Origin of the sequence: Xanthomonas arboricola pv. guizotiae (assembly GCF_002940205.1) — a bacterium.
Lineage (GTDB): Bacteria > Pseudomonadota > Gammaproteobacteria > Xanthomonadales > Xanthomonadaceae > Xanthomonas > Xanthomonas arboricola_C.
In genome coordinates this window covers 63,992-81,878 of the sequence record NZ_MDSK01000007.1, presented here as the reverse complement: position 1 = coordinate 81,878, position 17,887 = coordinate 63,992, and the positions used below count along the sequence as shown (strand labels likewise).

The window sequence follows — 17,887 nt, the reverse complement described above, 5'->3', positions numbered from 1 at the left end:
CGACCATGAACACATCAGGTATCGGCGGATATTTCCGTCAGGGACTGTTCGGGCGTGATTTATTGGCGTCGGTTGTGGTCTTCCTCGTCGCGCTTCCGCTGTGCATGGGGATTGCGATCGCTTCCGGCATGCCGCCAGCCGCCGGCCTGATCACCGGCATCATCGGTGGTCTCGTCGTTGGCTTTCTGGCGGGCTCTCCGCTGCAGGTGAGCGGGCCGGCCGCCGGCCTGGCTGTGTTGGTGTTCGAACTGGTGCGTGAACACGGCGCTGCCGCGCTTGGTCCGGTGATCCTGGTCGCCGGTGCGATTCAGCTGGTTGCCGGCCTGTGCCGCGCAGGTGTGTGGTTCCGGATGACGTCGCCGGCCGTGGTGGCCGGCATGCTGTCGGGCATCGGCATCCTGATCGTGGCCTCGCAGGCGCACGTGCTGATGGATGCCGCGCCCAAGGCGCGTGGTCTGGAAAACTTCGCCGCATTGCCTGCCGTGTTGTGGCAGGCGATCAGCGAAGGCACCGGCCGCAATGCGTTGTTGGTGGGTCTGGCGACGATCGGCATCATCCTGGCATGGGACAAGCTGCGCCCGCAGCGTCTACGTTTCCTGCCGGGTGCGTTGATCGCGGTGGTGGCCGTGACGGCGACCGTGCAGTTGCAGGGTTTGGACGTCAACAAGGTCGATGTCCCGACCAATCTGTTCTCTGCAATCAGCATTCCCAGCATTTCCGACATCTTTGGCGTGTTCAACCACACGTTGCTGGTGTCGGCAGTGACCTTCGCCTTCATCGCCAGCGCTGAAACCTTGCTGTCGGCGGCGGCGGTGGACCGGATGCATCAGGGTGCACGCACGCAGTACGACCGTGAGCTGGCGGCGCAGGGTGTGGGCAATATGCTGTGCGGCTTCCTGGGCGCATTGCCGATGACCGGCGTGATCGTGCGCAGTGCGGCCAATGTGCAGGCCGGCGCGGCGACGCGTGCATCGACCATCCTGCACGGTAGCTGGTTGCTGGTGTTCGCAATGCTGCTGCCATGGCTGCTGCGGATGACGCCGGTGGCGTGTCTGGCCGGCATCCTGGTTTACACCGGTGTGAAGATGATCAAGATCGGGCAGGTCAAGGAACTGGCGACTTATGGGCGTGGAACGGCGGCGATCTACCTGGCCACCACGTTCGCGATCGTGGCCACCGACCTGCTGACCGGTGTGCTGATCGGCTTCGGCCTGTCGTTGTTCCGGCTGGCATTGCATTCGTCGCGCCTGAAGGTCGAAGTGCGCGAGCACGCCGACAAGAAGGACGAGATGCACCTGACCCTGCAGGGCTCGGCCACCTTCCTGAAGGTGCCGGCGATGGCACGTACGCTGGAGAGCGTGCCGCCGAACACTGCGCTGCATCTGGATGTGGCCAAGCTGCACCACGTCGACCACGCCTGCATCGAGCTATTGCGCGACTGGAGCCGGAATGCGTCATCGCGCGGCTGCGAGCTGTTGGTGGATTGGAAGGAGCTGGAGCGACGTGTCGAAGGGCGGCCGACGGTGGAGCGCGCACCGGTGGAACCGCAAGTCGAGCAAGCGAAAGCTGCGTAAGGTGTTGTAGACGCCCGGCGTTCGCGCCGGGTGACCCCATCGCGACCGGATGATGCATGGCGCCGAAAGACGCATCATCCGGCCGCGATTTTTTTGGGGCGGGGAATCGGGAATCGGGAATCGGGAATCGGGAATCGGGAATCGGGAATCGAAAAAGCTTGCGGCCGTGCGGTTGCGGAGTACGGCGCATGCTTTTCCCACTGCACCGTTGCGCCGATGCCGTGGTTGCACATCACCCCTTGGTTTTTGTTTGCCGCTCCGGGGCCGGCTGGGTCTTGTCGCGGTAGCGGCATAGGTCGTGGATCACGCAGCCTGGGCAATCGGGTTTGCGCGCCTTGCAGACGTAGCGGCCGTGCAGGATCAGCCAGTGGTGTGCGTCGTGCAGGAACTCGGCAGGAATGACCTTGACCAATTTGTCTTCGACAGCGCGCACGTCCTTGCCCGGCGCCAGACCGGTGCGGTTTGCGACGCGGAAGATATGCGTGTCCACCGCCATGGTGGGCTCGCCGAACGCGGTGTTGAGCACGACGTTGGCGGTCTTGCGGCCGACGCCGGGTAGCGCTTCCAGCGCGGCGCGATCGTGCGGCACCTGACCACCGTATTGCTCCAGCAGGATCCGGCAGGTGGCGATGACGTTCTTGGCCTTGGCGTTGAACAGGCCGATGGTGGCGATGTAGCGCTTCAGGCCTTCTTCGCCCAGATCGAGAATGTCGCGCGGGGTATTGGCCACCGGATACAGCTTGCGGGTGGCCTTGTTGACGCCGACATCGGTGGCTTGTGCCGATAGCAGGACCGCGATCAGCAGCTCGAAGGGCGTGGTGTATTCCAGCTCGGTGGTCGGGTGCGGATTGAGTTCGCGCAGCCGCGCGAACATCTCCTGTATCTCAGGCTTGCGCATGCTGCTGGCACGACGCGCCGGTGAAGTTGCCTGCGTCGTATTCAAGACTGCGCTCCGCCGGCGGCTTTTGCCTTGGCACGCGCCAGGATGGCGGCGGCCAGCGGCGGCAAGGCCGGGGTTGCCGGTTGGCTGGGTGCCGGGGCAGGTGCCCTGCGTGCGTCGCGTTCGGCGGCGCGGCGTTGCAGGCGCGCGGCGCGCGCGCGATAGCGTTCGCGCGCGGCCCATGCATCGCGCAGACGCCGTTGTGCAGCCAGCAATGTGGCGCACACACGCGGGCAGTTGGCGTCCAGCGCGTCGTGCTGCGGATCGGGCAGATACGCCATCAAGCCGAGTGCCAGCGCGCGATCGAGATCATCGGCCTGCACGCAGTCGAATAGTTGCAAGGGCAGGGGACGCGATGCCGGCATGGGGTCGAGCGTCATGGCGAAGATCAGCGGTTATTGAATTGGGCGGGGCGCTTGTCGAGAAACGCGCCGGTGCCTTCGCGCATGTCGTCGGTGGCAAATAACAGCGCAAATTGCGCGGTTTCCAGCTGCAGGCCTTCTTCGATGGCGCATTCGCCACCGAACACCACCGCGTCCAGAACGCCGCGCAGCGCGAGCGGTGCGGCAGCGGCCAGGCGCTGTGCCAGGGCGAGGGTTTCGTCCTGCAGTGCCTCCGGCTCGACCACGCGGTTGACCAGACCCAATTGAAATGCGCGCGCGGCATCGATCGGCAGGCCGAGCAGGCACAGTTCCAGCGCAGCCGCTCGCCCGGTCAGACGCAACAGCCGTTGCGTGCCGCCGAAGCCCGGGATCAGGCCGAGATTGATTTCCGGCTGCCCCAGGCGCGCGCTGGATGCGGCGATGCGCAGATGGCAGGCCATTGCCAGCTCCAGTCCGCCGCCCAGCGCAAAGCCATTGACCATGGCGATCACCGGCTTGGGCATGCGCTCGATCCGGCGCATCAGCTGCTGGCCGAGCAGCGAGAACTCGCGGCCCTGCATCGCCGACAGGTCGCGCATTTCGGCGATGTCCGCGCCGGCGACAAACGCCTTGGGGCCGGCACCGGTCAGTATCACCACGCGGATGTGGTCCGCGCTGGCGGCCTCGGCGAAGGCTTGGTCCAGCGCCTGCAGCGTCTCCTGGTTCAAGGCGTTCAGTTTGTCCGGTCGATTGACCGTGATCGTCCGTACACTGGCGTGGTCGGCGATCAGAATGACGTGATTGGACATGGAAATCCTTGCGAACGTAAAAAAATAGTAAATACGGAACTTCCGAAAGCCTTGCTGGTCCTAGCTTTCGTGATAAGTGGCGGTTCGGTATCGCGGCCGCTATCCTAGCGCGTCATCTCAGGCGGCAGACCCGTCCTGTGCCACCACCCTGGAGAATTGTTTGATGAAGTTGCGTTCTATCGCGGTCGCTGTGGCGGCCCTGGCCCTGACGGGCAATGCACTGGCCCAGGACACGACGTCCGAGAAGGGCAAGTTGAGCTACTACTTCGGCTATGACTACGGCAACAACCTTGCCGAGCTCACCGGCCGCGGCGAGCAGCTCGACATCAACTCGGTGGTAAAGGGTCTGCAGGACGCCTATGCCAAGAAGCAGCCGGCGATCACTGCCGACCAGCTCAAGCCGGCCGTCGAAGCGTTCCAGAAGCGCGAGCAGGGCCGTGCCCAGCAGGCCAAGGCCGAGTACGACAAGGCCGCTGCGGCGAACAAGACCAAGAGCGATGCGTTCCTGGCCAAGAACAAGGGCACCGCCGGCGTGCAGACGCTGCCGAGCGGCGTGCAGTACCGCGTGATCGAAGCCGGCAAGGGCGCCAAGCCGACCCAGGCCAGTACCGTGCAGCTGGAAGTGGCCGGTCCGTTCCCGTTCGGCGACCGCGAGAAGGCGCGTCCGGCGCAGCAGATCCCGGCCATCAAGGTCAGCGAAGTCGAAATGCAGGCCATGCGCGACACGCTGCTGCAGATGCCGGCCGGCTCGAAGTGGGAAGTGACCCTGCCGCCGGACAAGGCCTACGGTGCCGATCCGCGTACGCCGTTCCCGCCGAACGTGGCCGTGCAGTTCGAGATCAAGCTGGTCAGCGTCAAGTAATTGCGTCTGCTGTTGCTGTGACAACGCCGGCCACCAGGCCGGCGTTGTCGTTTGGGTCCACCGGCTGCGCGACAGGATGGACGGACGGCGTGAGGATGCGGTGCGGCGGGAGCCAGCGATGAGCGACACGGATTCGAACCGCAGTGGCCTGCCCAGCCCATGTATCGGTGTATGTTCGCTGGACGCGCAGGCGCACTGTGTCGGCTGCCTGCGCAGCCTGGATGAAATTGCACGCTGGATGAGCATGAGCGACGGCGAACGTCAGGAGTATCTGCATACGGTTCTGCCTGCGCGCGCGCTGGCGGCGCGGTTGCCCGAGTGTGCGCAGCTGCGGCGCGCGTTGTATGCGCTGGACACCGCGCCCGACGGGCCGGGCTGGAATCATGCCGAACTGGTCGACCTGACCGAAGGCGGCGCGTCTGCCGAGGCGGCAGTGCTGTGCGGTCTGGTGCCGCGCGCGCGGGGCACCACGGTGCTGCTGACCCGGCGCACCGACAGCCTGCGTCACCATGCCGGGCAGGTCAGTTTTCCCGGTGGACGGGTCGAGCCGTCGGATGCGGATGCGGCCGCTGCGGCCTTGCGCGAGAGCTGCGAGGAAATCGCGCTCGGCGCCGGCCAGGTGCATGCGCTGGGATATCTGGATCCGTTTCTGACCGTGAGCGGGTTTCGCGTCACCCCGGTGGTGGCGGTGATCGACCCGGCATTCGTGGCGGTGCCGCAGCCGGAGGAAGTGGCCGAGGTGTTCGAGGTGCCGTTGGCCTATCTGATGGACCCGGACAATCTGCGCAGCGTGGAGCTGGAGTTTCGCGGCCGGCCACGCCGCGTGCTGGAATACGGCTGGCCTGGCCACCGCATCTGGGGCGCCACTGCGGCCATTCTCCTCAATCTTCGTCGTCGTCTGGAGCAGGTTGCATGAGCGCGGAACCCCACTGGACCACGCTGGTCGACAGCGCCACGCTGGCCGCGGCATTGCCGCATCCGCAGTTGCGATTGCTGGACGCGCGCGCTGCGCCACCGACTGCGCCGGACCCGGATGCAGCGCGCAAGGCCTATGCGCAGGGGCATCTGCCAGGCGCGCACTATGTCGATCTCGACGGGGATCTGGCCGATCTGTCGCAGCCGGCACAGGGGCGGCATCCGCTGCCGCAAAGCGCCGCATTCGCCAGGCGGCTGGGCGAGTGGGGGATCGACCCGGACAGCCAGGTGGTGATCTACGACGCCGCCGACGGCAGCATGGCCGCGGCGCGGGCCTGGTGGCTGCTGCGGTTGCTGGGGCATCGTCGCGTGGCGGTGCTCGACGGCGGGCTGGCCGCCTGGCGCGCGGCGGGGTTGCCGGAAAGCACCGAGCCGCCTGCACTGCACGATGGCGCGGCGTATCCAGGCAGCTTCGATGGCGAGGCCGTGGTCGAGGCCGGGCAGATCCTGGCGCGGCTGGATCAGGCGCCGGGCTGGTTGCTGGATGCGCGCGCTGCCGAGCGCTTTCGCGGCGCGGTGGAGCCGGTCGATCCGGTGGCCGGGCATGTGCCCGGTGCGGTGAGTCGTCCGTTGGGTGTGAACCTGCGCGACGGGCGTTTCAGGCCGGCCGAGGAACTGCGTAGCGAGTTGTCTGCGCTGTTGGGCGCGTATCGTCCCGAGCAGACAGTCGTGATGTGCGGCTCGGGCGTGACCGCCTGCCATCTGTTGCTGGCGCTGGAAGTGGCCGGCCTGCCGGGCGCGCGCGTTTACGCCGGCTCCTGGAGCGGTTGGTTGCAGGATGCGACACGTCCGGTCGCGACCGGCCCCTGATTGCAGGCACAATGGCGGCAGGAACGGTGACCTGTGGGGACGCAGGTTCGCTGCGCGGAGCGCAGTTTCTCGCAGTGCTGGGTGACTCATGCGGTTGCAGTTGCAGGTCGGCGCGCTGTGCGTCGCGATGCTATCGATGGCCGCCTGTTCGGCGGGGTCGACCGCCGACGCCAACGGTGCGCGCATTGCCGGTCGTGGACAGAGCGACCGCCATGCGGTGTATCAGGTCGAACTCGAACGTGCACGCGCCGAGCGCTTGCAGCGCTTGCGGGCGCCCGACGGCTGGCTGAGCTACACCGGTTCCGGGCGTGTGCGTGCAGGCCATTACCAGGTGGGCAGCGATCCGCGTAGCGATCTGGTGTTGCCGGCCGGTCCTGCGCAGCTGGGGCAGCTGACGCTGGATGGCGACGGCCGCGTGCACTTCGACGCCGCCGCCAATGTACCGGTGCACTTGAACGGGCAGCGCGTCGATCGCGTGCGGCTGGAGCCGGAGCGTGCGGGCCAACGTGGCGATCGCCTGGATGTGGAAGGGCGGCAGTTCTATCTGGTGCAGACCGGCAGCTTGTTCGGCTGGCGTTTCCGCGACCCGGCAGCGCCGCCGCTGAGCCATTTTGCCGGGCTGGAGTATTTTCCGATCGATCCGCACTGGCGCATCCAGGCGCGCTGGCAGGCCTATCCCACGCCGCGCACGACCACGCTGCTGACGTCGATCGGTACACCGCTCACCGTCGAGGTGCCGGGCGAGGCGGTGTTCTCGCGCAATGGCCAGGACTACCGCTTGCAGCCGATCGTCAGCGACGACGGGCAGGGCCTGTTCTTCCTGTTCGCCGATCGCACCAGCGGCAAGGAGAGTTATGGTGGCGCGCGCTATCTCTACACCGCGCCGCCACATGATGGCCGGCTCGTGCTCGACTTCAATCTGGCCGAAAATCCGCCCTGCGCGTTGACGCCGCACGTGGTCTGCCCGATCGCATCGCCGGAAAACCGCCTGGATCTTGCGGTGAATGCAGGCGAGAAGACCTATCGCGCAGCCGAGCGCTGAGCGCTGCACCAGCGAAGGCGCATGCGGGGCCGATGGCGTCGTGGGCACCGCTGCTAGCGCGGTGCATGCGACCAGCTGACCGCCGCTTCGATCTGCGGCCACGGAAACAACGGGCCGGGATCGAGCTTGCGTTGGATCTTGCGCGACGGGTCGTCGCTGGCCGCTTCCTGGGTGGTGTCCAGTGCCTGGTGGCCGGCAATGCGGCGTATCGACGGCAACTGCTGCTGCAGCCATTGCAGCAGCGTGATCAGCGCGTTGATCTGCACCTGCGGATAGGCTTCGCTCATGCACTGGTGGCGCGAGTCCAGCCAGTGCGGATAACGGCCGCTGTTGACCAGTTCGATGCCCAGCGTATGCGGGTTGTGGCCGCGCACGTGGTGGGCGACGCGCTCCAGCGCGACGTATTGCTGGATGCTGCCGTTGCGGTCGATGTAGTAATGCCCGCTGTTGCCGGTGCCGCTGTCGTAGAGCACGCGTTCGCCGTATTCGCGCGCCATCGCCATGTCGGGCAATTCGGTGCAATGGATGACCACCATGTCGATCTGCGTGAGCGCGCGTCGCGCCAGCCGCGCTTCGTAGGACAACGGCGCGTAGGTGATCGGCGGCGACGGTAGGACGGCATCGGACATGGGGCGGATGCTAGCATTCGACGATGGCTTTGAATCCCGACAGCCCTTTGGGCAAATTGATGGCAACCCTGCCGCAGACCGGCCAGGTGACCTGGATCGGCGTGCGCCCGGCGCGCGACGTGGACATGATCGAGGTGGACGCGGCGCAGGCCAGCACCGGCATCGGCCTGGTCGGCGACCGCTACAAGGGCGGCAGCGGCAAGCGCGGCGTGACCCTGATCCAGGCCGAACATCTGCCGGTGATCGCAGCGCTGGCCGGCCACCCCGCGATTGCGCCGGCCACCTTGCGCCGCAACCTGGTGGTGTCCGGCATCCCGCTGATCGCCTTGAAGGGGCGGCGCTTCCGCATCGGCGATGTCGAGCTGGAAGGCACCGACCCCTGCGATCCGTGCTCGCGCATGGAAGATGCGCTGGGCGCGGGCGGCTATAACGCCATGCGCGGCCATGGCGGCTTGTGCGCGCGCATCCTGCGTGGCGGCGTGCTGCGCATCGGCGATACGGTGCAGGCGCTATGAGCCGCGGTCACTGCATCCTGTCGCACGGCTTCGAAAGCGGCCCCGACGCGCTGAAGGTCACCGCCCTGGCCGATGTCGCCGGGCAGCTTGGCTGGAGCCACGAGCGCCCGGACTACACCGATCTGGACGCACGCCGCGAGGTCAGTTCGCTCGGCGATGTGCAGGGCCGGCTGCAACGCCTGCTGGAGATCGCGCGGGCGGCGGCCGACAAGGGCCCGCTGGTGCTGGTCGGCTCCAGCCTGGGCTCGTATATCGCCGCGCAGGTGTCGTTGCAGGTGCCCACGCGCGGGCTGTTCCTGATGGTGCCGCCGACCCGGATGGGGCCGTTGCCGGCACTGGATGCGGCGCACGTGCCGATTTCCATCGTGCATGCCTGGCGCGATGAATTGATTCCGGCCGGCGAGGTGATCGCCTGGGCGCAGGCGCGGCATGCGCGCTTGCTGCTGGTCGACGACGAACACCGGCTGGCATCGCATGTGGATGCGTCGGCACGCGCGTTCGCCGAACTGTTGCAGAGCCTGTGATGCGCAATGGTCTGAAGATGCGTGGGCGACGGGGCCTGCGATGAACGTGGTGATTCGCGAAGCCGGCGATGGCGATGCCGCGGCGATCGAACTGCTGACGGTGGTCGCGTTCATGCGCGACGCACATAGCCGCCACGACGAGCAGCAGGTGATCGCCGCCTTGCGCAACGACGGCGCGCTGGCGTTGTCGCTGGTGGCCGACCACGACGGGTATGTGGTCGGGCACCTGGCGGTATCGCCGGTGTCGCTGTCGGACGATTCGCCCGGCTGGTACGCGTTGGGGCCGCTGGCGATCGGGCCGGGGCATCAGCGCCAGGGACTGGGCACGCGCCTGGTGCAGGCGGCGCTGGGCAGCTTGCGCGAGCGTGGCGCTGCCGGTTGTCTGGCATTGGGCGAGCCGGCGTTTTTCCGGCGTCTGGGCTTTGCGGTGGAGCCGGGGCTGGTGTTGCCGGGCGTCCCGGCCTCCGAGCTGCAGGCGCTGGCGTTCGGCGACCGTCTGCTGCCGCTGGCCGACGTCGCCTATCACCCGGCCTTCGGGCTGGGGTGAGTCCAGCCGCTGGCGACCGCCTGGCGTGATCCACGCCAGGCATTGCGTGCGGTGCCAGTTCGCTCGGCCGCATCTTCCATCGCTGTAGAGACACCGTCGCGCCGGGAGTGATCGCAGCATGGCGAGCGCTGCGATTGGCGCGCTCCTGTCGAGGTGGACGATGCAACGTGATGACGAAGACCTGGGCCAGGCCGCGCAGGCGGGCCGGCTGATTTCCCACGGCAGCGATGACCAGGACGATGCCGCGTTGCTGGCATCGCTCACATTGCGTCTGCGCCAGAGCGGTGACCGGCCCGATGCGCTGGTCCAGCGTCTGCTCGGTCTGGTCGATGCGCTCTGGGACACCGAGTTCGGGCGCTTTCTGCTCAGGCATCGCGGGTTGAATGCCTACTGGACCCATCGGCTGGTGACGTATCGCGCCGATGCGCCGCCGAACGAGTCGATGTCGGCGATGGAACGGCATATCTTCGAAGAGGCACCTGCGGTGCTTGCGACCCGCGAACGCTTCGGCATCTTCCAGCAGCAGCTGCAGGAGCTGCTGCGGCCAGGCATGACGCTGGCATCGGTGCCCTGCGGATGGATGGGCGAGCTGTTGCTGTTGGACTACCGGGAATGTCCGGACGTGCGCCTGATCGGTATCGATCTGGACCCGCAGGCGCTGGAAGGGGCGCTGCACCTCGCACGCGCGCGCGGGCTGGAGGGGCAGCTTTCGCTTCGTCTCCAGGACGCATGGACATCTGGTGCCGACGATCGCGTGGATGTGCTGACCAGCAATGGCTTGAACATCTATGAGCCGGACGGCGAGCGCGTGATTGCGCTGTATCGCGCTTTTTTTCAAAGGCTGGCGCCAGGCGGCGTGCTGGTCGCAAGTTTCCTAACACCGCCGCCGACGCTGTCTGCCGAGTCGCCGTGGAAGCTGGAACACATCGATCCCGAGGCGCTGACGCTGCAGAACCTGGTGTTCGCCGAGATCGTCCAGGCGCGCTGGGCCTCGTTCCGCACCCACGCGCAGACCCGCGCGCAGCTGGAAAGCGCTGGGTTCACCGATCTCCACTTCATCGATGATCGCGCCAGCATCTTCCCTACGGTGGTTGCCCGGAGACCTGCGGCCCGCTGAGTGGGGGGGCGAAGGCATCGGCCGCGTCGTATGCGCCGCTGTGCCGGTGGGACGCAGCCTGGCGGGCGAGTTTCGTGCCACGTGCTAAGTGCTGCGGGTCCTGGCCTTCGGCGAGTGCTTGCCGTGCTTTTTCGAGGGCGCCTGACAGCCAGCAGGGTGCCGGCCGCCAGGAGCTTGAGCATGTCTGCAAGAGCCGGTGCTTGCCATGCTGCGCTTGAACGCGGTCAATCCTGCCGCGGTGTCCGGAATTTGGCTTGCGTCGCAGGCTGACCTACACTTTGCCGCGTTGCCCACTGTCTGAGGATTGGTCCAATGCGCCATTGATGCCGCCGTCGTGATGACGGCCTTACCTGCTGCCGGTCCGGCTGGATCGGTGCGTGTGCTGGCATGCAATGGAGACCCGTATGACCTGTCCGTCGCTGACGCTGGAAAGCGTTGCGTATGTGCTGCCCGATGGCAGCCCGCTATTTTCCGATCTGACCCTCCACATCGACCAACGCGCCACCGGCCTGGTCGGGCGCAATGGCGTGGGCAAGAGCGTGCTTGCGCGCCTGCTGGCAGGCGAGGTGTTGCCCAGCGCAGGGCGTTACGTGCACAACGGCAGCGTGCATTACCTGCCGCAGCGCGTGCGCGTGGCGCCGGGGCAGAGCATTGCCGAACTGGCCGGTGTCGCGCCGCTGCTGGATGCGCTGGACCGTATCGCCGCCGGCAGCGTTGCGCCCGCCGACTTTGAACGCGTCGGCGAGCGCTGGACCGCCCATGCGCAATTTGCCGCAGAACTCGAACGGCAAGGCCTGGGTGGGCGCGATCCGCGTGCACCGGCCGCGCAGCTCAGCGGCGGCGAAGCGACGCGCGTGGCACTGGCCGGTGCGTTTCTGACCCGGCCGGACCTGTTGATTCTGGACGAGCCCAGCAATCACCTGGATGGCCCGCAACGGCAGCGGCTGATGGATCAGCTGCTGGCGTGGAGCGGTGGCTTGCTGGTGATCAGCCACGACCGCGGCCTGCTCGATGCGATGCAGCGCATTGTTGAACTGTCCGCGCAGGGGCTGCGCAGCTATGGCGGCAATTACGCGTTCTATGCGCAGCAGCGCGCCATCGAACAGCGTGCGGCCAGCGCGTTGCTGGCCCAGCGCAGACAGGCACGTGCGCGCGGCGAGCAGGCGCTGCGCGAACAGCAGCAGCGTCAACAGCAACGCCAGGCACGCTGCGTGCGTGCTGCAGGGCAGGCCAATCAGGCCGCGATCCTGCTCGGCGCGCAGAAGCAACGCAGCGAGCTCAGCGCGGGGCGGCTGCAACAGCACCGCCAGGCCGAACAGGCGCGGTTGAGCGAGGCGGTAGTGCAGGCCGCAGCGCAGCTGCAGGACGCCCCCACGATCGCGCTCCTGGCGCCGGCATCGCCCGCCGGCGCATCGCGGCAGCTGGCCACGCTGCAGCAGGTGGAGCTGGTCGGCGGACGGCTGGGCGGGCGGTGGGTGGATCTGCGGCTGCATGGGCAGCCGCGGATCGGCCTGGTCGGCCCCAACGGCAGCGGCAAGTCGTCGTTGCTGCAACTGCTGGCCGGGCGCCTGCAAGCCAGCGCGGGGCATTGCCAGGTGCATGTACCGGTGGCGTATCTGGATCAGCACCTGGGGCTGCTGGATCCGGCGCGCTCGGCCGCTGCGCAGCTGCAGGATGCAGACCCGGGCGCGCCGGCCCACGCGCAGCGGCTACGCCTGGCGCTGCTGGGACTGGACCAGCAGCGTGCCGACCTGCCCACCGGCCAGCTCAGCGGCGGCCAGCGGCTCAAGGCGGCGCTGGCCTTGCGCTGTACCGGGCGCAGCCGGCGCAACTGCTGTTGCTGGACGAGCCGCCAACCACCTGGACCTGGCTTCGGTGGAAGCGATCGAGGCGCTGCTGCGCGGCTACCAGGGGGCGCTGATCGTCGCCTCGCACGATGCCGCCTTCCTGCAGCGGCTGGGCCTGCGGCAGCGCCTGGAGACCGCGTAAGCGCAATGGCGGCTGGCGCCGTGGTGAACCGCGCGGCGGGCGATCCGGCCGGCGGGCTGGTAAAGCCGGCTCCGATGGCCGACCATTTGCGCCCCGCCCGCGGCGGCCACGGCTTTGCCCTCCCGGGCGCCGGCCCAGCGTCCTGCTCCCACGCTCGCCCTCACGGCCAGCGTCTCCATCGATACCTGCCTACGTGAAATTCTTCGCATCCTGTGCCAAGGGCCTGGAATACCTGCTTGCCGACGAGCTGCTGTCGCTCGGTGCCAGCAAGGCCACCGCCACCATCTCCGGCGTCAACGTCGAAGGCGACCTGCGCGACGCGCAGCGCGCCGTGCTGTGGTCGCGCCTGGCCAGCCGCGTGCTGTGGCCGCTGAGCGAGTTCGATTGCCCGGACGAGGACGCGCTGTATGCCGGCGTGGCCGAATTGCCGTGGGGCGAGCACCTGTCCGTCGGCCACACGCTGTCGGTGGACGCGCATGTCTCCGGTACCGCGATCACGCATGCGCGTTACGCGGCGCAGCGGATCAAGGACGCGGTGGTCGACACCATGCGCCGGCAGGGCCTGGAACGTCCGTCGGTGGACGTGGACAGCCCGGATCTGCGTTTGAACCTGTCGCTGCGCAAGGGCCGTGCCACCATTTCGGTGGATCTGGGCGGCGGCCCGCTGCACCGGCGCGGTTGGCGCATGGCGCAGAACGATGCGCCGCTGAAAGAAAATCTGGCCGCGGCGGTGTTGCTGCGCGGCGGTTGGCCGCGCGCCTACGCCGATGGCGGCGGCCTGCTGGATCCGATGTGCGGCAGCGGCACCTTGCTGATCGAAGGCGCGCTGATGGCCGCCGACGTGGCGCCCGGCCTGCAGCGCTATGGCAGCGATCTCCCCAGCCGCTGGCGCGGCTTCGATCGCGAGGGCTGGCAGCAGCTGGTGGGCGAAGCGCGCGAGCGCGACAGTCTTGGCCGCGCCGCACTCCGGCAGGTGATCCACGGCAGCGACATGGACCCGCACGCGATCCGCGCCGCCAAAGAGAATGCGCAAGTGGCCGGTGTGGCCGAGGCGATCTGGTTCGGCGTGCGCGAGGTGGGCGACCTGCAGGCCCCGCCGCAGGCCACCGGTGTGGTGGTGTGCAATCCGCCTTACGACGAACGTCTGGCCGCCGATGCGGCGCTGTATCGCCGCCTGGGCGATACCCTGCAGCGTGCGGTGCCGCAATGGCGGGCCAGCCTGCTGTGCGGCAACGCCGAGCTGGCGTATGCCACCGGCCTGCGCGCGGGCAAGAAATACCAGCTGTTCAATGGCGCGATCGAGTGCGCGTTGATCGTCTGCGACCCGATCGCGGTGCCGCGGCGCAGCCCGCTGGCGGCGCCGACCGCGCTCAGCGAGGGCGCACAGATGGTCGCCAACCGCCTGCGCAAGAACCTGCAGAAGTTCAAGAAGTGGCGCGCACGCGAAGGCATCGAATGCTTCCGCGTCTACGACGCCGATCTGCCGGAATACTCCGCCGCCATCGACGTGTACCAGCAAGCCGATGGCGATCGCCGCGTGTTTCTGCATGTGCAGGAATACGCCGCACCGGCGACGATTCCGGAAGCCGACGTGCGCCGCCGCCTGGGCGAACTGCTGGCCGCCGCACGCGAGGTGTTCGAAGTGCCGGGCGAACGCGTGGCGCTCAAATCGCGCGAGCGCGGCAAGGGCGGCAGCAAGTACGGCCGCTTCGAGCAGCGCAACGAATTCATCAACGTGCGCGAGCATGGCGCGCTGCTGCGGGTGAACCTGTTCGATTACCTGGATACCGGCCTGTTCCTGGATCATCGCCCGTTGCGCGGCACCATGGCCACGCAATCGAAGGGGCGGCGCTTCCTCAACCTGTTCTGCTACACCGGCGTGGCCAGTGTGCAAGCGGCGGTGGCCGGCGCGAGCTCGACCACCAGCGTGGACCTATCCGGTACCTATCTGCAGTGGTGCGCCGACAACCTGGCCCTGAACGGCCAGGCCGGCAGCAAGCACAAGCTGGTGCAGGCCGACGCGCTGGCCTGGCTGGAAGCCGAGCGCGCGCATTTCGACGTGATCTTCTGCGACCCGCCGACCTTCTCCAACTCCGCACGCGCCGAAGACTTCGACATCCAGCGCGAGCACGTGCGGCTGTTGCGCGCGGCAGTGGCGCGCCTGGCGCCGGGTGGGGTGCTGTATTTCTCCAACAACTTCCGTCGCTTCAAGCTGGACGAGGAACTGGTGGCCGAGTTTGCGCAGTGCGAGGAAATCAGCCCGCGCACCATCGACCCGGATTTCGAGCGGCATGCGCGCATCCATCGCGCCTGGCGGTTGACCGCCTGAGGAAGTGGCCCGGTCGTGTCCGACCGGGCAATGCGCGCAGGGCGCACGGGATCGCCCGCATGCGTGCGGCTGCAGCGCGCCGTGTCACCGGCGGCGCCCGATCGCGCGGCCGCGGCCGCGCAGGCGAGGGCGGCGCGGCCAGCCAACAAGCCCACCACGGCGCTGCGGTATGCTGATTCGCATGCTCTGGAGTCAACGATGACCGCACCACCCCGGATTGCCTTTCTCGCCAGTCACGCCGAGCCGGCGGTGACCGCGCGCGCGCGTCTTGTGCAGCGCTATGGCGATCATCCGCTGGACACCGCCGATATCGTCTGCGCCCTGGGCGGGGACGGCTTCATGCTGCAGACCCTGCACCGGCACGGCGCTGCCAGCAAGCCGGTGTTCGGCATGAAGCTGGGCTCGGTCGGGTTTCTGATGAACCAATACCGCGACGACGAGGACGACCTGCTCGCGCGTCTGCAACGTGCCGAACCGGCGCACCTGCGCCCGCTGGAAATGCAGGTGCAGACCGAGTCCGGCGCCAGCACGGTGTCGCTGGCCTACAACGAGGTCTCGCTGCTGCGCCAGACCCGCCAGGCCGCGCATTTGAGCGTGGATCTCAATGGCCAGACCCGCATCGCCGAGCTGATCGGCGACGGTGTCATGGTCGCCACGCCAGCCGGCAGCACCGCCTACAACTATTCCGCGCACGGGCCGATCCTGCCGCTGGGCTCGCACACGCTGGCACTGACGCCGATCGCCCCGTATCGCCCGCGCCGCTGGCGTGGCGCCATCCTCAAGGCCGACACCGAAGTGTGCTTCCGCGTGCTGGACCCGTACAAGCGCCCGGTCAGCGTCACCGCCGACTCGCACGAGATCCGCGACGTGGTCGAAGTAACCATCCGCGAATCCAGGCAACGCCAGGTCACCCTGTTGTTCGATCCCGAACACAATCTGGAAGAGCGCATCTTCAGCGAACAGTTTGCGGTTTGAGGAGCGGGGATTTGGGATTGGGGATTCGAGAGTCGGGATTGGCAACGGCAGCAGCGTGCCACGTCGTCTTTAGAATCGCGCGCACGCGCTACGATGCTGCGCGGATGGGCGATCAAATCCCGACCTCCAGTTCCTGCTTTAAACCAATCCCCAATCCCCAATCCCCGCCCCAATGACCGATAATTCCCCCAGGCTCCTGACCGTCGCAGTGACCTCGCGCGCGCTGTTCGATCTCGAAGAAGGCCATGCGCTGTTCGAGGCCGATGGCGTGGAGGCGTATTCGGCGTTCCAGCGCGAGCATGAGGACGACATCCTGGAGCCAGGCGTGGCCTTTCCGGTGGTGCGCAAGCTGCTGGCGCTCAACCACGATGTGCCCGAAGAGACCCCGCGTGTGGAAGTGATCCTGCTGTCGCGCAATTCCGCCGACACCGGGCTGCGCATCTTCAATTCGATCCAGCACTACAACCTGGGCATCGTACGGGCGACCTTCACCTCGGGTCAGCCGACCTGGCCGTACGTGAAGCCGTTCGGCACCGACCTGTTCCTGTCGGCCAACCCAGAGTCGGTACGGCGTGCGCTCACCCATGGCATCGCGGCGGCGACCATCATGCCGCGCGCGCCGGGCGAACGCGCCGAGGCCGCGGCGGCGATCGTGGACAACGACGAAAGCCGCCTGTCGACGCAGCTACGCATCGCCTTCGACGGCGATGCGGTGATCTTCGGCGACGAGAGCGAACGCATCTCGCGCGAGCAGGGCGTGGAGGCCTTCGGGCGCCACGAGCGCGAGCGTGCGCGCGAGCCGTTGTCGGTCGGGCCGTTCCGTAATTTCCTCTCGGCGCTGCATACGCTGCAGGCGGCATTCCCGCCGGGCGAGGCCTCGCCGATCCGTACCGCGCTGGTCACCGCACGCTCGGCGCCGGCGCACGAGCGGGTGATCCGCACCCTGCGCGAGTGGGGCGTGCGTCTGGACGAGGCGCTGTTTCTCGGTGGGCGACACAAGGGGCCGTTCCTGGAGGCGTTTGGCGCGGACATCTTCTTCGACGACTCGCAGCACAACATCGACAGTGCGCGCCAGCACCAGCACGTGGCGGCCGGCCACGTACCGCATGGCGTGGCCAACGATCCGCCGGCCAGGTGAGCGAGGCACCGAAGCTTGCTGGACGCGCCGCGCTGCGCTCCAGCTGGCGCCAGCTGGAGCTGTACTTTGCCGACGACACCGTGCAGACCCGCATGTCGCGCTGGGCGCCGTACCGGCTGATGCTGCCGTATACGCGCGGCATGCTGGCGGCGCTGTGGCTGCAGCCGCGGCCCGAGCGCATCGGCCTGATCGGCTTCGGCGGCGGCGCGCAGGCCAAGTTCTGCCACCGGTATCTGCGCAGCACGCGCATCGAGGCGGTGGACGCCGATGCGCAGGTGCTGGCCTTGCGCGATGCGTTTGGCGTGCCACGCGACGATGCGCGGCTGGAGGTCACGCATGGCGACGGTGCGCAGTGGATCGCCACGCGTACCGGGCGCTACGACCTGCTGCTGCTGGATGCCTACGATGCCGATGGCATCCCACCGGCGTTGTGCACGCCCGCCTTCTACGCCGCTTGCCGCGCTGCGCTGGCGCCCGGCGGCGTGCTGGCGCTGAACCTGTTCCAGGTGCCGCTGGCCGGGCATCTGGCCACGCTGCGCGAGGTATTCGATGGGCGGGTGCTGCTGTTGCCCGAGCCGGATCCGCGCAACCAGCTGCTGTACGCCTGGAACGGCAAACGCACGCCGGGCACCGCGGAGCAGGCACTGGCGACATTGCCGTGGCCGGCGCGCCGGCAACTGCGGCCGGCGATGCTGCGGCTGCAGGCAGCGTGGATGGAGCGGGCCTGGCGGTTTTCGTGAGCCGCTGTCC

The 17,887-nt window shown here is 67.8% G+C and carries 17 protein-coding genes and 1 pseudogene; 14 read left to right on the top strand and 4 right to left on the bottom strand.

Annotation, left to right across the window (positions count from 1 at the left end; all coding sequences use genetic code 11):
• The first annotated feature begins 5 nt into the window (after positions 1 to 5).
• On the top strand, positions 6 to 1,574 hold the full coding sequence (locus XarbCFBP7408_RS06155; RefSeq protein WP_104562196.1) for a SulP family inorganic anion transporter: 1,569 nt from the start codon (positions 6 to 8) through the stop codon (positions 1,572 to 1,574).
• A gap of 232 nt (positions 1,575 to 1,806) precedes the next feature.
• Here the strand turns inward: XarbCFBP7408_RS06155 and nth are convergent, their stop codons facing one another.
• From nth to XarbCFBP7408_RS06135, 3 genes are read right to left on the bottom strand one after another with little or no spacing between them, the layout of a single operon-like run.
• Entirely contained in the window at positions 1,807 to 2,517 is a 711-nt protein-coding gene (gene nth / locus XarbCFBP7408_RS06145) for an endonuclease III (RefSeq protein WP_104562194.1), read from the bottom strand.
• Complete coding sequence (locus tag XarbCFBP7408_RS06140; protein WP_104562193.1) at positions 2,514 to 2,894, bottom strand: hypothetical protein; 381 nt, start codon at positions 2,892 to 2,894, stop codon at positions 2,514 to 2,516. Before XarbCFBP7408_RS06140 ends, nth begins: the two co-directional genes overlap by 4 nt.
• An 8-nt stretch (positions 2,895 to 2,902) precedes the next feature.
• On the bottom strand, positions 2,903 to 3,685 hold the full coding sequence (locus tag XarbCFBP7408_RS06135; RefSeq protein ID WP_104562192.1) for an enoyl-CoA hydratase-related protein: 783 nt from the start codon (positions 3,683 to 3,685) through the stop codon (positions 2,903 to 2,905).
• 163 nt (positions 3,686 to 3,848) lie between these two features.
• Between XarbCFBP7408_RS06135 and XarbCFBP7408_RS06130 the strand changes: the two genes are divergently transcribed.
• The 4 genes from XarbCFBP7408_RS06130 to XarbCFBP7408_RS06115 all read left to right on the top strand — a co-directional run bounded on the left by XarbCFBP7408_RS06130 (position 3,849) and on the right by XarbCFBP7408_RS06115 (position 7,374).
• Positions 3,849 to 4,547, top strand: coding sequence for an FKBP-type peptidyl-prolyl cis-trans isomerase N-terminal domain-containing protein (locus XarbCFBP7408_RS06130; protein WP_104562191.1), 699 nt, complete (start codon positions 3,849 to 3,851; stop codon positions 4,545 to 4,547).
• 118 nt (positions 4,548 to 4,665) lie between these two features.
• Positions 4,666 to 5,463: a CoA pyrophosphatase gene (locus tag XarbCFBP7408_RS06125; protein ID WP_104562190.1), complete on the top strand. Its 798-nt coding sequence runs from the start codon at positions 4,666 to 4,668 to the stop codon at positions 5,461 to 5,463.
• Entirely contained in the window at positions 5,460 to 6,332 is an 873-nt protein-coding gene (locus tag XarbCFBP7408_RS06120) for a sulfurtransferase (protein ID WP_104562189.1), read from the top strand. Before XarbCFBP7408_RS06125 ends, XarbCFBP7408_RS06120 begins: the two co-directional genes overlap by 4 nt.
• An 88-nt stretch (positions 6,333 to 6,420) precedes the next feature.
• Positions 6,421 to 7,374, top strand: coding sequence for a DUF1684 domain-containing protein (locus tag XarbCFBP7408_RS06115; protein WP_104562188.1), 954 nt, complete (start codon positions 6,421 to 6,423; stop codon positions 7,372 to 7,374).
• A gap of 53 nt (positions 7,375 to 7,427) precedes the next feature.
• Here XarbCFBP7408_RS06115 and XarbCFBP7408_RS06110 read toward each other — a convergent pair whose 3' ends face one another.
• Entirely contained in the window at positions 7,428 to 8,003 is a 576-nt protein-coding gene (locus XarbCFBP7408_RS06110) for an N-acetylmuramoyl-L-alanine amidase (protein ID WP_104562187.1), read from the bottom strand.
• Between the two features lie 23 nt (positions 8,004 to 8,026).
• Between XarbCFBP7408_RS06110 and XarbCFBP7408_RS06105 the strand changes: the two genes are divergently transcribed.
• From XarbCFBP7408_RS06105 to XarbCFBP7408_RS06065, 9 genes and pseudogenes are all read left to right on the top strand, one after another.
• Positions 8,027 to 8,518 (top strand): MOSC domain-containing protein, encoded by a 492-nt coding sequence (locus tag XarbCFBP7408_RS06105; protein ID WP_104562186.1) that lies wholly within the window; start codon positions 8,027 to 8,029, stop codon positions 8,516 to 8,518.
• On the top strand, positions 8,515 to 9,042 hold the full coding sequence (locus tag XarbCFBP7408_RS06100; protein WP_104562185.1) for a YqiA/YcfP family alpha/beta fold hydrolase: 528 nt from the start codon (positions 8,515 to 8,517) through the stop codon (positions 9,040 to 9,042). Before XarbCFBP7408_RS06105 ends, XarbCFBP7408_RS06100 begins: the two co-directional genes overlap by 4 nt.
• Positions 9,043 to 9,082: 40 nt before the next feature.
• Entirely contained in the window at positions 9,083 to 9,589 is a 507-nt protein-coding gene (locus tag XarbCFBP7408_RS06095) for a GNAT family N-acetyltransferase (RefSeq protein WP_104562184.1), read from the top strand.
• A 160-nt stretch (positions 9,590 to 9,749) separates the two neighbouring features.
• A complete protein-coding gene (locus tag XarbCFBP7408_RS06090; RefSeq protein WP_104562183.1) occupies positions 9,750 to 10,706 on the top strand; it encodes an SAM-dependent methyltransferase in 957 nt (318 codons plus the stop codon).
• Positions 10,707 to 11,110: 404 nt separating this feature from the next.
• Positions 11,111 to 12,695 (top strand): annotated as a pseudogene (locus XarbCFBP7408_RS06085) (ABC-F family ATP-binding cassette domain-containing protein).
• Between the two features lie 193 nt (positions 12,696 to 12,888).
• On the top strand, positions 12,889 to 15,024 hold the full coding sequence (gene rlmKL, locus XarbCFBP7408_RS06080) for a bifunctional 23S rRNA (guanine(2069)-N(7))-methyltransferase RlmK/23S rRNA (guanine(2445)-N(2))-methyltransferase RlmL (RefSeq protein ID WP_104562182.1): 2,136 nt from the start codon (positions 12,889 to 12,891) through the stop codon (positions 15,022 to 15,024).
• A 198-nt stretch (positions 15,025 to 15,222) separates the two neighbouring features.
• Positions 15,223 to 15,999, top strand: a complete 777-nt coding sequence (locus XarbCFBP7408_RS06075) for an NAD kinase (protein ID WP_104562181.1) — start codon at positions 15,223 to 15,225, stop codon at positions 15,997 to 15,999.
• Positions 16,000 to 16,171: 172 nt separating this feature from the next.
• Positions 16,172 to 17,137: a 5'-nucleotidase gene (locus tag XarbCFBP7408_RS06070; protein ID WP_104562180.1), complete on the top strand. Its 966-nt coding sequence runs from the start codon at positions 16,172 to 16,174 to the stop codon at positions 17,135 to 17,137.
• The gene (locus tag XarbCFBP7408_RS06065; RefSeq protein WP_104562179.1) at positions 17,134 to 17,877 is read left to right on the top strand and encodes a transferase; all 744 of its coding nucleotides are present in this window, start codon (positions 17,134 to 17,136) and stop codon (positions 17,875 to 17,877) included. Before XarbCFBP7408_RS06070 ends, XarbCFBP7408_RS06065 begins: the two co-directional genes overlap by 4 nt.
• The last annotated feature ends 10 nt before the right edge of the window (positions 17,878 to 17,887 follow it).

What these genes read in the sequence shown, in the direction of transcription:
- XarbCFBP7408_RS06155 (WP_104562196.1), top strand. Translation starts at nt 6, where the DNA reads ATGAACACATCAGGTATCGGCGGATATTTCCGTCAGGGACTGTTCGGG.
- XarbCFBP7408_RS06140 (WP_104562193.1), bottom strand. Translation starts at nt 2,894, where the DNA reads ATGACGCTCGACCCCATGCCGGCATCGCGTCCCCTGCCCTTGCAACTA.
- XarbCFBP7408_RS06135 (WP_104562192.1), bottom strand. Translation starts at nt 3,685, where the DNA reads ATGTCCAATCACGTCATTCTGATCGCCGACCACGCCAGTGTACGGACG.
- XarbCFBP7408_RS06130 (WP_104562191.1), top strand. Translation starts at nt 3,849, where the DNA reads ATGAAGTTGCGTTCTATCGCGGTCGCTGTGGCGGCCCTGGCCCTGACG.
- XarbCFBP7408_RS06125 (WP_104562190.1), top strand. Translation starts at nt 4,666, where the DNA reads ATGAGCGACACGGATTCGAACCGCAGTGGCCTGCCCAGCCCATGTATC.
- XarbCFBP7408_RS06120 (WP_104562189.1), top strand. Translation starts at nt 5,460, where the DNA reads ATGAGCGCGGAACCCCACTGGACCACGCTGGTCGACAGCGCCACGCTG.
- XarbCFBP7408_RS06115 (WP_104562188.1), top strand. Translation starts at nt 6,421, where the DNA reads ATGCGGTTGCAGTTGCAGGTCGGCGCGCTGTGCGTCGCGATGCTATCG.
- XarbCFBP7408_RS06110 (WP_104562187.1), bottom strand. Translation starts at nt 8,003, where the DNA reads ATGTCCGATGCCGTCCTACCGTCGCCGCCGATCACCTACGCGCCGTTG.
- XarbCFBP7408_RS06105 (WP_104562186.1), top strand. Translation starts at nt 8,027, where the DNA reads ATGGCTTTGAATCCCGACAGCCCTTTGGGCAAATTGATGGCAACCCTG.
- XarbCFBP7408_RS06100 (WP_104562185.1), top strand. Translation starts at nt 8,515, where the DNA reads ATGAGCCGCGGTCACTGCATCCTGTCGCACGGCTTCGAAAGCGGCCCC.
- XarbCFBP7408_RS06095 (WP_104562184.1), top strand. Translation starts at nt 9,083, where the DNA reads ATGAACGTGGTGATTCGCGAAGCCGGCGATGGCGATGCCGCGGCGATC.
- XarbCFBP7408_RS06090 (WP_104562183.1), top strand. Translation starts at nt 9,750, where the DNA reads ATGCAACGTGATGACGAAGACCTGGGCCAGGCCGCGCAGGCGGGCCGG.
- XarbCFBP7408_RS06075 (WP_104562181.1), top strand. Translation starts at nt 15,223, where the DNA reads ATGACCGCACCACCCCGGATTGCCTTTCTCGCCAGTCACGCCGAGCCG.
- XarbCFBP7408_RS06070 (WP_104562180.1), top strand. Translation starts at nt 16,172, where the DNA reads ATGACCGATAATTCCCCCAGGCTCCTGACCGTCGCAGTGACCTCGCGC.